This is a genomic window from Pseudomonas sp. NFACC42-2, assembly GCF_900116055.1.
Lineage (GTDB): Bacteria > Pseudomonadota > Gammaproteobacteria > Pseudomonadales > Pseudomonadaceae > Aquipseudomonas > Aquipseudomonas marginalis.
This window is the reverse complement of record NZ_FOZO01000006.1, coordinates 255324-271001: the sequence shown is the minus strand read 5'-3', so window position 1 is coordinate 271001 and position 15678 is coordinate 255324. Positions and strand designations below refer to the sequence as shown.

Below are 15678 nucleotides of genomic sequence, written 5' to 3'. Positions count from 1 at the left end.
TTCTACAGCAGCCTCATTTGCTGTCAAGTGATTATTTTCAGAAGCTTTCGAAGATTTCTTCAACAACTTCAACCACTTGCGCTTGCGATCTCTCGTCAGCGGGAGGCGAATTCTACAGCGTTACACGCTGCTGTCAACACCTCTTTTTCTCCGCTTTCGACCGAGAAGATCGAATCGTTAATAGTGTCAAACAACATGACTCTATCAACTCCTTCTGGGCTTCGATGAACTGAAGCAATCCGCTGCCTTATTCTGCATAACTCGTTGTTTACCAAGGAGTTTTACGTTTCGACTGCGCCGGAAGTGGGGCGAATTATAGACGTCTACAATCTGCGGTCAAGCGTTAATTACGCTTTTGTTGCAGTGGGTGCTTTTTTAGTAATAAGTCGGGGGATTCGGCGCGCCACTGGCGGTACACGCAGTACCAGAAGCAACGCACCTATAGAAGCATAGATAGCCCATTCCTTCAGGTCAGCCCGCACGATCCACAGCATGTGCAACAGACCAAGCCCAAGAATCACATACACCAGCCGATGCAGCTTCTTCCAGCGACTACCCAGTCGGCGTTGGCTATAGCGATTCGACGTGAGTGCCAACACCAACAAAGACAAGAACCCCAGCGCCCCCACAATAATGTATGGCCGCTTACGCAACTCCACACCCAATTGCGACCAATCCAGCCCCAGGACAAACACACAGTAAGCCGCTAAATGCAGCACTACATAAGCAAAGCACCACAATCCAAGCTGCCGGCGCACCGCGATCCACCCCGCCCAACCGCTCAGTTTCTGCAGCGGCGTCATCCCAAGGGTAATCAGCAAGAGGATCAGGGTACCCAGGCCAAGCCGATCAACCAGCACCTTGCCCGGATCCGGCCCCAAGGCAAAACTCCATGCCTCATACAGCCATAATAACGGCCACACTGCCGCAGCTATAAAAACGCCAATGCGCCAGATGGGGTAACGCATCAGTAGTTCTTCCGCAGATCGAGGCCTGTATACAAAGAGGCAACCTCGTCCGAGTAACCATTGAACATCTGCGTCTCACGCACATTCGGACTGAACAGCCCACTTGGCAGACGACGCTCACGCGCCTGGGTCCAGCGGGGATGATCCACCGTAGGGTTCACATTCGCATAGAAGCCATACTCATCCGCCGCGATACTCTGCCAAGTTGTTTTTGGCTGCTCGCTCACAAGACTGATACGCACAATGGATTTCACGCTCTTGAAACCGTATTTCCAGGGCACGACCAGACGTAACGGTGCACCGTTCTGATTGGGCAACTCACGCCCATACATGCCAACGGCAAGAATCGCCAAAGGATTCATCGCTTCATCCAGACGCAGCCCTTCTACATATGGCCAGTCAATCAAGCCAAAACTCGAACGTTGCCCAGGCATGCTCTTGGCATCCTGAAGGGTTTCAAAGCGGATGTACTTGGCCTTGGAGGTCGGCTCAACCTGCTTGAGTAAGGCAGAGATCGGAAAACCCATCCACGGGATGACCATCGACCATGCCTCGACACAGCGTAAACGGTAGATCCGCTCTTCTAATTGATAGGGCTTCATGAAGTCTTCAAGGGCGTAACGCCCCGGCTTTGCAACCTCGCCATCGATCACCACACTCCAGGGCTCGGTCTTGAGTGATCCCGCATTTTTCGCAGGATCGCCCTTGTCTGTACCGAACTCATAGAAGTTGTTGTAGTGGGTTGCGTCCTTGAAGGGTGTGATGGACTCATCCTTGACCGTCACGGCCTGCCATTTCGTTGCCGACAATTTGTCGGCAAACCAATTGGGCGCCTTGCCCACATCCACATCGGCGTAACGCGAGGCGTCGTCGGCACTGGCCCAACGCGGCAGGCTGCTGGCAGCAATGCCGGCCAGCGCACCACCGAGCAAGCTACGGCGAGAAAGGTAGAAGGATTCAGGCGTGACATCCGATTCTTGGCAATCGGACGCTTTGGGCAATTTGATTAACATGGCAACTCCGCAGCATTGGAGAACTGATGCACCAATAGACTGCGGAGTATGGGGGAAATTACATTAAGGCAACGTTTTGTCCCGGCGCATATGCAGCAAGTACTGAATCGGCCCCGAAGCGGCGTAGACCAGGAAGGCCAATAGCAGAATCCGAGGAGGATCACTGAAGACCACCGCAAACACCAGTACCACTGCCAGGATCGCCACGAAAGGTACACGCCCCTTGAGGTCAAGCTCCTTGAAGCTGTTGTACTTGATATTACTGACCATCAGCATACCGGCCGCAGCAACCATCAACGCCACCAGGAACGACATTTTCGAACCCTGGATGCCGTAGTCGCTGAACGCCCAGACGATACCCGCCACCACGCCCGCCGCTGCCGGACTGGCCAGACCGATGAAGTAACGCTTGTCAGCAGTACCCACCTGGGTATTGAAGCGAGCCAGGCGCAACGCCGCCCCCGCAACATAGATGAAGGCGACCATCCAGCCAACCTTACCCATATCCCCCAGCGCCCAGGCGAAGGCCAGCAGTGCAGGTGCGACACCAAAGGCAACCATGTCCGATAGCGAGTCATACTCGGCTCCGAAGGCGCTTTGGGTGTTGGTCATGCGCGCCACACGACCATCAAGGCCATCCAGCACCATGGCCACGAAAATCGCGATGGCAGCAAAACCGAAATACTTGCTGGCACTCGCCGCATCACCCGCCGCCAAGGCACTTTGGGCACTCATTGAGTTGATGATGGAATAGAACCCGGCAAACAGGTTTGCCGTAGTGAACAGATTGGGCAGCAAATAGATGCCACGATGCCGGACCTTGCGGCCTTCAGCGTCATGCCCTTCTTCGACATGTTCATCGATCGGCAGCAGGCTTTCGGCGTCAGAAGCCTGGTTTGGCTCTTCGGGACGTTCGCTCATGGACTTTACCTTGCAACGGTGTGAAAAAAATTCGACCAATACTTGCGGCGAGTGTTCGCCCGCAAACGATGCAGCTTTATACCAGAACCCGCCCCCCAAACGAAAAAACGCGGCCTAAGCCGCGTTTTCTGTTGATACGTACGACTTAGTTTTTGGCTTTGTCGACGATCTTGTTGGCACCGATCCACGGCATCATGGAGCGCAGTTGCTCGCCGATGACTTCGATACCGTGAGCAGCGTTGTTACGACGCTTGGCGGTCATCGAAGGGTAGCCGGTAGCACCTTCGCTGATGAACATTTTGGCGTACTCGCCGTCCTGAATACGTTTCAGGGCGTTGCGCATAGCTTGGCGGGACTCGGCGTTGATGACTTCCGGGCCAGTCACGTACTCGCCGTATTCGGCGTTGTTGGAGATCGAGTAGTTCATGTTGGCGATACCGCCTTCGTACATGAGGTCAACGATCAGCTTCAGTTCGTGCAGGCATTCGAAGTAGGCCATTTCCGGCGCGTAGCCAGCTTCAACCAGAGTTTCGAAACCGGCTTTAACCAGCTCAACGGTACCGCCGCACAGAACGGCTTGCTCGCCGAACAGGTCGGTTTCGGTCTCGTCCTTGAAGGTGGTTTCGATGATGCCGGTACGACCGCCACCCACGCCAGCAGCGTAAGACAGCGCAACGTTCTTGGCGTTGCCCGAAGCATCCTGGTAGATCGCGATCAGGTCAGGGATACCACCGCCTTTGACGAACTCGGAACGTACGGTATGGCCCGGTGCTTTCGGCGCAATCATGATCACGTCGAGGTCAGCGCGCGGCACAACCTGGTTGTAGTGGATCGCGAAGCCGTGGGAGAAGGCCAGGGTGGCGCCCTTCTTGATATTCGGCTCGATTTCGTTCTTGTACAGCGCGGACTGGAACTCGTCCGGGGTCAGGATCATGACCAAGTCGGCAGCAGCAACGGCGGAAGCAACGTCAGTCACTTTCAAGCCGTGGGCTTCCGCCTTGGCAACGGTGGCCGAGCCTTTACGCAGTCCAACAGTCACGTCAACGCCGGAGTCTTTCAGGTTGCAAGCTTGCGCGTGACCCTGGGAGCCGTAGCCGATGATGGCGACTTTCTTGCCCTGGATGATCGACAGGTCACAATCTTTATCGTAATAAACTTTCATGAGGTTCCTCTATATATCCAGGCCGTAAGGCCATTCGCTAATTTGGGTTAGATGCTGAGTACTTTGTCGCCACGGGCAATCCCGGTGACACCACTGCGTACCGTTTCCAGAATCGAGGCCGTCCCGATCGACTGGATGAAGCTGTCCAGCTTGTCGCTCGTACCGGTCAGTTGAACGGTATAAACACTGGCGCTCACATCGACGATCTGCCCGCGATAAATATCGGTAGTGCGCTTGATCTCGGCACGCTGGGCACCCGTTGCCTTGACCTTGACCAGCATCAGCTCGCGCTCGATGTGGGCACTTTCCGACAGGTCGACCAGCTTGACCACTTCGATCAGCTTGTTGAGGTTCTTGGTGATCTGCTCGATCACCTCATCGTGGCCCACGGTGGTCAACGTCAGGCGCGACAAAGTCGGGTCTTCGGTCGGCGCCACGGTCAGGCTTTCGATGTTGTAGTTGCGTTGCGAAAACAGGCCGACAACACGAGACAGAGCGCCGGGTTCGTTCTCCAGAAGCAGGGAGATAATGTGCCGCATGATTAAGTACGCTCCGTCTTGTTCAGCCACATATCGCGCATAGAGCCGTCTTTGATCTGCATCGGGTAGACGTGCTCGCTGGTATCGACCTGAATATCGAGGAACACCAGGCGGTCCTTCATGGCGAACGCTTCTTCCATCTTCGGCTTCAGATCTTTCAGATCGGTGATACGAATGCCAACGTGGCCATAGGCTTCAACCAACTTGATGAAATCCGGCAACGATTCCATATAGGAATGGGAGTGACGGCTACCGTAGCTCATGTCCTGCCACTGACGAACCATGCCCAGCACGCCGTTGTTCAAGCAGACAATCTTCACAGGAAGACCGTACTGCAGGCACGTCGACAGTTCCTGGATGTTCATCTGAATGCTGCCTTCCCCGGTGACGCACGCAACGTCAGAGTCCGGGAAACTCAGTTTCACCCCCATGGCTGCTGGGAAACCAAAGCCCATCGTGCCCAGGCCACCGGAGTTGATCCAGCGGTTAGGCTTGTCGAACTTGTAGTACTGCGCGGCGAACATCTGGTGCTGGCCCACATCGGAGGTCACAAAGGCGTCGCCCTTGGTCACTTCGCAGAGGGTTTCGATCACGGTTTGTGGCTTGATGATGCTGCCGTCGCCCTTGTCGTAAGGGAACAGGCCACGGTCACCACGCCATTCGTCGATCTGCTTCCACCAGCTGGCAACGGATTCCTTGTTCGGCGTCTCGCCGATGTCCTTGAGCGCAGCGACCATTTCGGTCAATACACTTTCAACAGGACCTACGATCGGCACATCGGCCTTGATGGTCTTGGAGATGGACGCCGGGTCGATGTCGATGTGGATGATCTTGGCATTCGGGCAGAACTTGCTCGCGCCATTGATCACGCGGTCATCAAAACGCGCGCCCACTGCCAGGATCACGTCGGCGTGGTGCATGGTCAGGTTGGCGGTGTAGCTGCCGTGCATGCCCAGCATGCCCACGAACTGACGGTCCGTACCCGGGAATGCGCCGAGCCCCATCAGGGTGTTGGTGACCGGCAGGTTGAGCAGTTTGGCCAGCTCGGTCAGCGGTGCAGAACCACCGCCCAGGATCACGCCACCACCCGAGTACAACACGGGACGCTTGGCCGCCAGGAGCATTTCTGCCGCCTTGCGGATTTGCCCCGAGTGCCCACGAACGGCCGGGCTGTAGGAACGCAACTTGGCTTTCTTCGGGAAAACGTATTCGAATTTTTCAGCCGGGTTGGTCATGTCTTTCGGGATATCGACCACGACAGGCCCCGGGCGACCGGACTGCGCGAGGTAGAAGGCCTTTTTCATCACGTCCGGGATTTCCGACGCATGCTTGATCATGAAGCTGTGTTTCACGATCGGCCTGGAGATACCGATCATGTCAGTTTCCTGGAACGCATCGGTCCCCACCATGGTGCTTGGCACCTGGCCGGAAATGATCACCATCGGAATGGAGTCCATATAAGCAGTCGCGATGCCGGTAATGGCATTGGTTGCGCCTGGGCCGGAGGTTACCAGTACCACACCGGCTTTACCGGTGGCACGGGCATAACCGTCAGCCATATGGGTCGCGGCCTGTTCGTGGCGAACCAGGATGTGGGTAACAGCCGGTTCCTTGAACAGTGCGTCGTAAACATGCAGCAGAGCACCACCTGGGTACCCGTAGATATAGTCGACGCCTTCGTCACGCAAAAAGCGGACGAGCATCTCACCGCCAGATAAAAGCTCCACGTTGTTCACCTCTAAAACGCCAGAATACCGTCCGTTTAAAACCGACGGGTCTTAATAGGTTTACTTCTCAACAGAGCATGAGCGACGGTGGTCGCCGACTACGTCAGCACTGACTGAGCAAGTATTGGGATCGTCCCAAGTGTTGCGGGCTTTTCCCACCCAGCGCGAGGTAACGCGTTGCGGGTGTAACAGGTCGGCGCGGATGTGCGCCTCATGATCTGCTGAGCGGGCCTGCTTCTGGCAGTCCCGATACAGCGGACTTTGGATTCTTCTGTTTCAGGCCTCTCAAGTCAAGCAATAATTGCGCTTTTTTCCAACTAAGCGCATGAGAACGTAGAAGAAAGGGCTTTGAGGAGGGATAAAACTCGCCTGAATGTCGTCAAGCGGTAGAAATGTGCGCAAGACTGCCGGAAAAACCGGCAGCCAGGCAATTAACGAGCGTCGACGATCAGTTGATCGAACTTTTTCAGCGCATTACGCAGGCCAAGGCTCTCTCGCGGCCGATCGGCATAGACCATCTCGGCCATTTCGAGAATCCCTGAAGCATTCGGCAACGGCAGGTCCTGTTCGAGGATCTGTTTCATGCGCACCAGGAAGATCCATTGCAACCACTGGTGGAAGTCCAGTGTGTCGACCGCAAACGGCTCGACGCTGCTGAGCGCCTCGACGCTTGGGGACACCTCATCCCACCAGCCCTGCACGCGTAATTCGCGCTCGATCAGCAATAACTGTTCGGCAATCGCTGGAAACCGTGCATCCATCAGAGGCTGACCTTGGCTTTTTGCCGAGCCTGGGCAGCGCCGGCAGCGTCACCTTGTGCCGCACGCGCATCGCCGATCAACGCCCACAGGCTGGCTTGCAGGTCGGGACGACCGTTGGCCAGCGTGAGACCACGACGAGCAAATTGTTCGGCCTGGGGCGCATCGCCCTGGGCCATGCGTACCTGGGCAAGGCGATACAGCACTTGCGGCTCGCGCGGAGCAACACGTTGCGCACGCTCAAGGCTGGATGACGCACCATTCAAGTCACCACCCGCCTGCTGTTGCTGGGCAGTGGTCAGCAACGCCAGCACCGGACCGTCCAATTGCTCGTCGGCTGACAAGCCGCCAGCACTGGAGGACGATGGAATGCCGCTCGGCGTCGACGGCATGGTGTAGGTACCCTGGTTGATCGGCGCGGTCTGCATCGGCGCGGAATCGATCGGCCCGGAGGAGCTTGGCCCAGGCGTCCAAGGCTCGGCACTGATTGGCGCCGAGGTAGCAGCACCGCCGCCCGGCACCATCACGACCACACCCGAATCCTGCGGCACGGCCTGAGGCCTGGCCTGGGCCGGACGGTTGGTCACGGTTTGGCGGAAACCGCCATTGGCCGAGATACGGTCATTATTGGAGACAGCTGTACTCGAATCCACCACAGGAATAGAGCCGCGCTGCACGCTGGAGCAACCGCCGAGCAAAGCCAGAGCTGTAATAGCTGGAATCCACCACTTGTTCACTTGAAACCCTCTTTGCTTAATTCATCCAGCCCTTGACCCAATCCATCACCGATTCCGCATCTGCAGGGGCTCCGCCACCGCACGCAGCACCGGCTGGTGGTTCGCTGCCGCGAATATACGGCATCTGCACCGCGCCCGGACAGTTGGCATCGGAGCCCTGGCCGGTATGCGGATCAATCCAGGCCTGCACGATGTTATCCGGCTGCGGCATGTTCAACGGCAGCGGGTCGGCCTTGCGCATGAAACTGGTCCAGACCTGGAGCGCGCCAGTGGCACCGGTGAATGGTGTCTTGCCATTATCGTCACGGCCCAGCCACACCACTGCGAGCACATCCTGACCGAAACCTGCGAACCAGCTGTCACGGGAGTCGTTACTGGTACCGGTCTTGCCCGCCAGTGTCAGGTTGGAAGGCAAGACTTTATAGACCGAGCTGCCGGTACCTTCACGCATCACACGTTGCATGGCGTTCTGGATCAGATAGATGGAGCCCGCGTCGAAGCGTTGCTGAATCTGGAACGGATAGCGCTTGAGTGGCTCACCCTCGGCCGTCAGTACACTGCGGATCCCGCGCATCGGGGTATTGAAGCCACCGTTGGCGAGGGTCTGATACATGGTCGCCACTTCAATCGGCGTCATGGCTCCGGCACCCAGCAGAATCGACGGGAAAGCCGGGAATTCGCGGGTGATGCCCAGGCGCGCGAGTGTCTTGAGGACATTCGGCACGCCAACCTCCAAGCCGAGCCGGGACGTGGAAATGTTGTAGGAATGGGCCAAGCCCTGATACAGGAACACCGTGCCGTGGGAGCGGCGATCAAAGTTCTGCGGCGTCCAGACCTGGCCGTCGCCCCCTTTGACCGAAAGCGGGTCATCCGACAGCCAACTGGTGAGGGTGTATTTGCTCGGTTTTTCCAACGCCGTCAGGTAGACCGCCGGCTTGACCAGCGAGCCGATCGGCCGCACGGCATCGAGTGCGCGGTTGAAACCGGCAAAGCTGGCCTGGCGACTGCCGATCATGGCCTGGACTTCACCGGTTTCCGGGTTGGTCACCACCATGGCGGCTTCTACTTCGTCGGCGCCCTTACGGCCCGTCAGGCGCTTGAAGGTGTCGTTGACCGACGCTTCTGCCTTCATCTGCAGGATCGGGTCGAAGCTGGTGAAGATCCGCAGGCCTTCTTCGGTCAAGTCTTCGTCGCGATAGTCTTCACGCAACTGGCGCTTTACCAGATCGATAAAGCCTGGGAATGAACTGTCCGCCAACTTCCCGCGGGTTGTCACACCCAGTGGCATTTTTTTCGCCGCGGCCACTTGTTCCGCCGTGGCAACGCCTTGCTGTTCAAGCACATCGAGCACCAGGTTACGGCGCTCAAGCGCACGCTCCGGATTGCGACGCGGGTTGTAGTAGGAAGGCCCCTTGACCATGCCCACCAACAAGGCCACTTGATGCAGCTTCAACTCCGACAGCGGTTGACCGAAGAAGAACTGGCTGGCCAAACCGAAGCCGTGCACCGCGCGCTGACCATCCTGGCCGACGAATACCTCGTTGAGGTACGCCTCAAGGATCTCCTGCTTGCTGTAGTGCAACTCAAGCAGCATCGCCATCATGGCTTCGGTGAGCTTACGGGTCAGACTGCGCTCGTTGGTCAGGTAGAAGTTCTTCACCAACTGCTGGGTCAGCGTACTGCCGCCCTGGGTCATCCTGCCGCCGGAAGTATTCACCCAGACGGCACGGGCAATCGACTTCGGCGAAACGCCCCAGTGACTATAAAAGTCGCGGTCCTCTACAGCCACCAACGTTTCCAGTAGATACGGCGGCACCTGATCAAGCTTGATCAGGATGCGATCTTCAAGGTTCTTCGGGTAAATCCCGCCGATCATCAGCGGCTCAAGGCGTACCACCGGCAACTTGGAGCCGTTGAGGGACGACAGTTCGGCCACGTAGTCGCCGGAGAAGCGCACGCGCACAGGCTGGGCCTTCTCCAGGCCTTCATAGAACTGGAAGCCACGGGTATTGAGGTCGACGGTGTTGCCGCTGACCGCAGCCGCCCCCGGACCATTGCTCACGGGTTCGCGTCGATAGCCCAGGGCGTCGAGTTCGGTGAGAAAGTCATCCTTGCTCAGCTTCTGGCCGGTGAACAGTTCCAGCGGGCGTGCGTACACCTTGGCCGGGATAGTCCAGCGCTTGCCGGAGAACTTCTCCTGGACCACAGCGTCGAGGTACACCGCAAAGCCAGCGAGCACCACAAGGCCTACCAGGCCGAGCTTGAGCGCCCAGCCAAGCCACGGGCGCAGGCCGCGGGAAGGAGGTTTTTTACGGGAACGGGGAGATCGGGTTCGAGTCATGGCGGCGGATTATACGCACTTTATTGATGATCAACATGAGCCGGACAGCGGTTTGCACGACCGCCCGTAGCAGCCATAATGCGCGCCATGATTTCCCCCCGACTCTGAAGGATCGCCCGTGAGCCAGTCACTGATCGCAGCCCTGCAAAACCCGGCTTTGTACCCTCATCCGGTTGAAGCGTTCCAGGTCATCGAAACGCATATTTCATGGGTGGTCCTGACCGGCCCCTACGCCTATAAATTGAAAAAACCGATGAACTTCGGGTTCCTGGACTTCACCGACCTGGAAAAACGCGGGCACTTCTGCAACGAAGAACTGCGCCTCAACCAACGCCTGACCACGGATCTGTATCTGGAAGTGTTGCCGATTACCGGTACAGCCGAAGCCCCGCAATTGGGTGGCGACGGCCCGGTGATCGAATATGCCCTGAAGATGCGTCAGTTCCCGCAAAGCCAATTGCTCAGCACCTTGCAGGCCAATGGCGAATTGACCGCCACGCACATCGATGAAATGGCCAGGCAGATCGCACGCTTTCACCTCGCCGCACCAAGAGTGCCGCAGGACCACGCGGCCGGCACCCCCGATGAAGTGATGGCACCGGTACGGCAGAACTTCGACCAGATCCGCCCATTCCTCAGCGACAAAGCCGACCTGATTCAACTGGAAGCCCTGCAAGCCTGGGCCGAAAGCAGCTTCGAACGCCTGAAACCGCTGCTGGCACAGCGCAAGCTCGACGGTTTCACCCGCGAGTGCCACGGTGACATCCATCTCGGCAACGCCACCTTGATTGACGGCAACGTGGTGATCTTCGACTGCATCGAGTTCAACGAGCCGTTTCGCTTCACCGATGTGTACGCCGACACCGCTTTCCTGGCCATGGATCTGGAAGATCGCGACCTCAAGTCCCTGGCGCGGCGCTTTATCAGCCAGTACCTGGAACTAACCGGTGACTATCAGGGCCTTGAAGTGCTGAACTTCTATAAAGCCTACCGCGCCCTGGTGCGTGCCAAGGTGTCGCTGTTCAGCATGCCGAGCGAGGCAAGCCCGGTGCAGCGCGCCACGACCCTGCGCCAATACCGCAACTACGCCAACCTGGCGGAAAGCTACAGCACCATTCCATCGCGCTTCCTGGCAATTACCCATGGCGTCTCGGCAGTCGGCAAAAGCCACGTGGCCATGCGCCTGGTGGAAGCACTGGGCGCTGTACGCCTGCGCTCGGACGTGGAGCGCAAGCGCATGTTCGGCGAGCAGCAGGTGGAAAACACGCCACAGGCCGGCATCTATGCGTCCGACGCCAGCGCCAGGACCTACGCTCGCTTGAATGACATCGCGGATACCGTGCTGCGCGCCGGCTTCCCGGTAGTACTGGATGCCACCTTCCTCAAACGCGAACAACGCGACGCCGCAGCCAAGGTGGCCGAAGCCACGGGGGCGCCGTTCCTGATCCTGGACTGCAACGCGCCACAGGCGGTTATCACCAGTTGGTTGGCGCAACGTCAGGCCGACAAAAACGATCCATCCGACGCGACCCTGAGCGTTATCGAAGAACAACAGGCCAACCGTGACCCACTGACCGCCGAAGAACTGTTGCTGAGTAAACGCGTCGAGACCAACCAAAGTGGAACCCTCGATGCGTTGGTCGCACAAATTCGCCAGCGCCTGCCAGGCCTGTAAGAAAAATTTCTTGGGCGTGTCGTCTACTTGGACGCACGCCCAAGAAATAGTGGCACTATAATGGCGTCATAAATCCAACAGGAGTCGTTTTCATGAGTCAGCCCAAGCTTCTAGATACACCGCTCTACGCACTCCTGCATAAAGACGATATTCGTGGCTTCAATCAGGCACGCCCGGCAGGCGGCATTATCGACATGCGCGGCGGCGACTTCCGTGGGCTGGACTTGCGCGACCTGAACGCCACCGGCGTGGACTTCACCGACGCGTATTTCCGCTCCGCCGACTTGCGCGGCCTGGATTTGCGCGACTGCTCGCTGGAAGGCGCCAGCCTGGCCCATGCGCAGATTTCGGGCACCTACTTCCCGCCTGAATTGACTGCCGATGAGATCCTCATGTCGGTCAATTTCGGCACTCGCCTGCGCTACCGCACCAAGTAAGATTCGATCCAAGCCCGACTACGCGCAACGCGTAGCGGGTGCTTCACGCCTGCCCGGCGTCAAAATCCCCGCGCCATTCTTATAAGCTTTTTGGCCGTTTCGGACCAAAGAACTACGCTTTTCCTACTGAGCGCTACACTGCTGTTCAGGCCTGCCTGGTCACGATACCCACCGCACCATTCGGCCGTCGCAAGGAGGCTTGATGAACGATGAGCTGCAACACCTGAAAAACCTCGGCAAGACGTCAGCGCAGTGGCTGCATGCGGTGGGCATCCACAGTGCATCCGACTTGCGTCGCCTGGGAGCGGTCGATGCGTATCGAGCCGTCAGGACTCGCGGATTTCGCGCATCAAAAGTGTTGCTCTATGCGATCGAAGGGGCCCTGATGGACGTGCACTGGAATGACATTCCGGTCGAGCGTAAGGAGGCGTTGAACCGCCAGCTGGATGCCATTTCAGCGCGTCAGAAGAGCTAGGTCGTCAGCAAGGCCCAATGTTTATGCGCACTTCGAACGGACGTTTGAGGAAAACCGCAGATCCTTCAAAAACAACTGTTGACTCTCAAATGAGAATCGTTATGATTATCACAACTGGTCGCGAGATCAGCCGATAACTGAAAGACCATTGGTTCGGACTCTCAGATTATCTCCTCATCAGGCTAATCACGGTTATTTGACCCGGCTTTTGCCGGGTCTTTTTTTGCCTATGAAAAAGCAGGCCTCAGCGAGCAATGATTAACGGATGCCCACGCTCCGGGTGCGGCTGAACCAATACTTCCAAACCAAACACGGCCTTAAGCGGCTCGGGCCGCAGCACCTGCGCCGGTGTATCCAACGCGTGGGGACGGCCCTGCTCCAGCAGCAAAATGCGATCACAGTAGCGTGCGGCCAGGTTCAGGTCATGGAGGATCACCAGCACCGCCGCACCACGATCGGCAAAGCTGCGGATCGCTTGCAGGGTCGTGTGCTGATGCAGGGGGTCCAGCATCGATGTCGGCTCATCCAGCAGCAATGTCTGCCCCGCCTCACCCGGCCATAGTTGTGCCAACACCCGCGCCAAGTGCACGCGTTGACGCTCGCCACCAGACAGCGCCAAGTAGCTACGACCTTTCAAGTGTGCGACGTCCGCCGCCAGCAAGGCTGCGTGGATAATTTCATCATCGCGCACACGCCCCGCCTGGTGGGGCAAACGGCCCATGCCGACCACCTCTTCGACACGGAACGCGAAGTCCAGGGTCGAGGTTTGTGGCAACACCGCCAGCCGCTGCGCGCGCTGCGGTCCGCTCCAGTCTTTCAACGCCTGCTGCCCCAACCACACCTCGCCCTGATCCGGATGCAACTCGCCGCACAACGCCCCCAGCAACGTACTCTTACCCGCGCCATTGGGACCCAGCACACCGATCACTTCACCCGGCAGCAACTCCAGAGTGACGTCCGCCAGCACGACCTTGTGGCCACGCCGGATCTGCAGGTCTTCAACACGCAGCATCAGGCACGCCCCCGTAACAACAGGTAAAGAAAAAACGGCGCGCCAATAAACGCAGTCACGATACCAATCGGCAATTCAGCCGGTGCCAAGGCCAGTCGCGCAACCAAGTCGGCAAACAGCAACAAACTCGCACCCGCCAATATCGACGCCGGCAATAGCACGCGGTGATCAGGCCCGGCCAGCAACCTGACCAGATGCGGCACCACCAGCCCGACAAAACCAATCATGCCCGCCGCAGCCACCGCAGCACCTACACCTAATGCGGTACAGAACACCAACTCGCGCTTGAGCCCTTCAACATCAATTCCCAGGTGATTGGCTTCGGATTCACCGAGCAACAGCGCATTCAATGCCTTGGCCCGGCGCGGCAACCAGAGCGCCACACCGGCACTGACCAGCAATAAGGGCCATAACCGCGAATAGCTCGCGCCGTTGAGGCTGCCAAGGTTCCAGAACGTCAGGGTACGCAGGGTAGCGTCGTCCGCCAGGTAGGTGAACAGGCCCACCGCCGAGCTTGCCAGTGCAGTGAGGGCAATGCCGGCAAGCAGCATGGTCGCCACATTGGTCTGACCGTTACGACGCCCCAGTCGATAAACCAGTGCGGTCACGCCCAGCCCGCCTAGAAACGCGCACAGCGACAGCACATAAGGCCCGAATGCCTCCGGTAACCCACCAAAAAACGCACCGCCGACAATCGCGATTGCCGCCCCCAGTGCCGCCCCGCTGGAAACCCCGACCAACCCCGGATCGGCCAACGGGTTGCGAAACAACCCTTGCATGGCCACGCCGGACAATGCCAATACGCCGCCAACCGCCAAACCAAGCAACGTCCGCGGCAAACGAATCTGCCCCAGGATCAACTCAGCCTGCTCCAGGCCTTGCGCCTCTATCGGCACGCCCATCAAGCGCAATGCCGCCTTGAGCGTGTCCAGCAACGGCAAGCTTACCGGGCCCAATGCCAACGAGAGCCAGGTCGCCAACAGGCATAACAGCGCCAGGCCGATGAACAGCGTTTTCGGTTTAACCAGAGTGGTCATGGAGCGGGTTTAGCCTGTGGCGGGTAAAAGCCGGCCGAGAGTTTCACCAGACTTTGCGGCAGGCGCGGTCCAAGCCCACCCACCAGCAAGGTCGGGTCCAGCTCGAACACACGCCCACGCTTGGCCGCCGGCGTCGAAGCCAGGATAGGATTCTCCTTGAACAACGCCGCGCGCGCCGCGTCTCCGGTAAGGGCACGATCGGCAAACACCAGCACATCCGGGCTCAACCCTGCCAACGACTCCGCCGAAAACGGCTTGTAACCGCTGTGGGTAGCCAGGTTATGCCCGCCGGCCTGCTGCACCACCCAATCGCCCGCTGTGTCCTTACCGGCAATCAGCGGCTTGCCGCCAGCATGACCGATCAGCAGCAACACGCCAGGTGCCTTCTGCGCGGCCTGAGCCTTGACGACCCAGCTTTTCTGCTGATCAAGGGCCCGTTCATATCCTGTAAACAATGCACTGGCCTTAGCCTCATCTCCCAGCAACTTGCCCAGGTGCTGAAGATTACCCTTCAAGGTCGGCAAATCCGGCTGCGCCGAGAACATCTCGACCTGGACACCTGCACTGCGAATCTGCGCCAGCACCGGCGGCGGCCCCATCTCTTCAGTCCCCACCAGCACCTGTGGGCGCAGGCTGAGAATGCCTTCGGCCGACAATTGCCGCTGATAGCCGATACTTGGCAACGCCTTGAGCGATTCAGGATGCTGGCTGGTGGTGTCCACGCCGACCAACTTCGGCTCACCGCCCAACGCCGTGACCCATTCCGACAGCGCCCCACCGGCACTCACCCAGCGTTGTGGCAGTTCAGAGGCTTGCGCCCCATGGTTGACCAGCAGTCCGACAACAAGCGCAATAGCGCTGGCACTCAGGCGCATA

Annotated in this window: 15 protein-coding genes; 3 read left to right on the top strand and 12 right to left on the bottom strand. The window is 58.4% G+C overall.

The genetic code is table 11. The features are described from left to right. Positions 1-347 precede the first annotated feature (347 nt). The 9 genes from msrQ to mrcB all read right to left on the bottom strand — a co-directional run bounded on the left by msrQ (position 348) and on the right by mrcB (position 10166). Positions 348-968 (bottom strand): protein-methionine-sulfoxide reductase heme-binding subunit MsrQ, encoded by a 621-nt coding sequence (msrQ, locus tag BM416_RS15100; protein WP_092488566.1) that lies wholly within the window; start codon positions 966-968, stop codon positions 348-350. After that, the gene (gene msrP, locus BM416_RS15095; protein ID WP_092488565.1) at positions 968-1981 is read right to left on the bottom strand and encodes a protein-methionine-sulfoxide reductase catalytic subunit MsrP; all 1014 of its coding nucleotides are present in this window, start codon (positions 1979-1981) and stop codon (positions 968-970) included. Before msrP ends, msrQ begins: the two co-directional genes overlap by 1 nt. Before the next feature lie 63 nt (positions 1982-2044). Next, positions 2045-2902: a CDP-diacylglycerol--serine O-phosphatidyltransferase gene (pssA, locus tag BM416_RS15090; RefSeq protein WP_053137711.1), complete on the bottom strand. Its 858-nt coding sequence runs from the start codon at positions 2900-2902 to the stop codon at positions 2045-2047. A gap of 145 nt (positions 2903-3047) precedes the next feature. Continuing rightward, positions 3048-4064: a ketol-acid reductoisomerase gene (gene ilvC, locus BM416_RS15085; RefSeq protein ID WP_003176099.1), complete on the bottom strand. Its 1017-nt coding sequence runs from the start codon at positions 4062-4064 to the stop codon at positions 3048-3050. A gap of 47 nt (positions 4065-4111) precedes the next feature. Further along, the gene (ilvN, locus tag BM416_RS15080) at positions 4112-4603 is read right to left on the bottom strand and encodes an acetolactate synthase small subunit (protein ID WP_003176102.1); all 492 of its coding nucleotides are present in this window, start codon (positions 4601-4603) and stop codon (positions 4112-4114) included. A 2-nt stretch (positions 4604-4605) separates the two neighbouring features. Continuing rightward, positions 4606-6330 carry an acetolactate synthase 3 large subunit gene (locus BM416_RS15075; RefSeq protein ID WP_065925350.1) on the bottom strand — a complete coding sequence of 575 codons (1725 nt, stop codon included), beginning with the start codon at positions 6328-6330 and terminating at the stop codon, positions 4606-4608. A 431-nt stretch (positions 6331-6761) separates the two neighbouring features. After that, positions 6762-7091 carry a YqcC family protein gene (locus BM416_RS15070; RefSeq protein WP_027605396.1) on the bottom strand — a complete coding sequence of 110 codons (330 nt, stop codon included), beginning with the start codon at positions 7089-7091 and terminating at the stop codon, positions 6762-6764. Beyond that, entirely contained in the window at positions 7091-7825 is a 735-nt protein-coding gene (locus tag BM416_RS15065) for a tetratricopeptide repeat protein (RefSeq protein ID WP_092488564.1), read from the bottom strand. Before BM416_RS15065 ends, BM416_RS15070 begins: the two co-directional genes overlap by 1 nt. A 16-nt stretch (positions 7826-7841) precedes the next feature. After that, positions 7842-10166 carry a penicillin-binding protein 1B gene (gene mrcB, locus BM416_RS15060; protein WP_065938262.1) on the bottom strand — a complete coding sequence of 775 codons (2325 nt, stop codon included), beginning with the start codon at positions 10164-10166 and terminating at the stop codon, positions 7842-7844. A 118-nt stretch (positions 10167-10284) separates the two neighbouring features. Here mrcB and BM416_RS15055 point away from each other — a divergent pair, with 118 nt between their 5' ends. From BM416_RS15055 to BM416_RS15045, 3 genes are all read left to right on the top strand, one after another. After that, positions 10285-11841, top strand: a complete 1557-nt coding sequence (locus tag BM416_RS15055) for a bifunctional aminoglycoside phosphotransferase/ATP-binding protein (protein WP_092488563.1) — start codon at positions 10285-10287, stop codon at positions 11839-11841. A 92-nt stretch (positions 11842-11933) separates the two neighbouring features. Beyond that, positions 11934-12278 carry a pentapeptide repeat-containing protein gene (locus BM416_RS15050; RefSeq protein WP_065938264.1) on the top strand — a complete coding sequence of 115 codons (345 nt, stop codon included), beginning with the start codon at positions 11934-11936 and terminating at the stop codon, positions 12276-12278. A gap of 202 nt (positions 12279-12480) precedes the next feature. Next, a complete protein-coding gene (locus tag BM416_RS15045; protein WP_027605391.1) occupies positions 12481-12753 on the top strand; it encodes a TfoX/Sxy family protein in 273 nt (90 codons plus the stop codon). 244 nt (positions 12754-12997) lie between these two features. Here BM416_RS15045 and BM416_RS15040 read toward each other — a convergent pair whose 3' ends face one another. The 3 genes from BM416_RS15040 to BM416_RS15030 are packed head-to-tail and all read right to left on the bottom strand — an operon-like array spanning position 12998 to position 15677. Further along, the gene (locus BM416_RS15040) at positions 12998-13765 is read right to left on the bottom strand and encodes a heme ABC transporter ATP-binding protein (RefSeq protein ID WP_092488562.1); all 768 of its coding nucleotides are present in this window, start codon (positions 13763-13765) and stop codon (positions 12998-13000) included. Next, complete coding sequence (locus BM416_RS15035; protein WP_175539066.1) at positions 13765-14748, bottom strand: FecCD family ABC transporter permease; 984 nt, start codon at positions 14746-14748, stop codon at positions 13765-13767. Before BM416_RS15035 ends, BM416_RS15040 begins: the two co-directional genes overlap by 1 nt. A gap of 50 nt (positions 14749-14798) precedes the next feature. Further along, positions 14799-15677, bottom strand: coding sequence for a heme/hemin ABC transporter substrate-binding protein (locus BM416_RS15030; RefSeq protein WP_092488560.1), 879 nt, complete (start codon positions 15675-15677; stop codon positions 14799-14801). Position 15678: the final 1 nt, after the last annotated feature.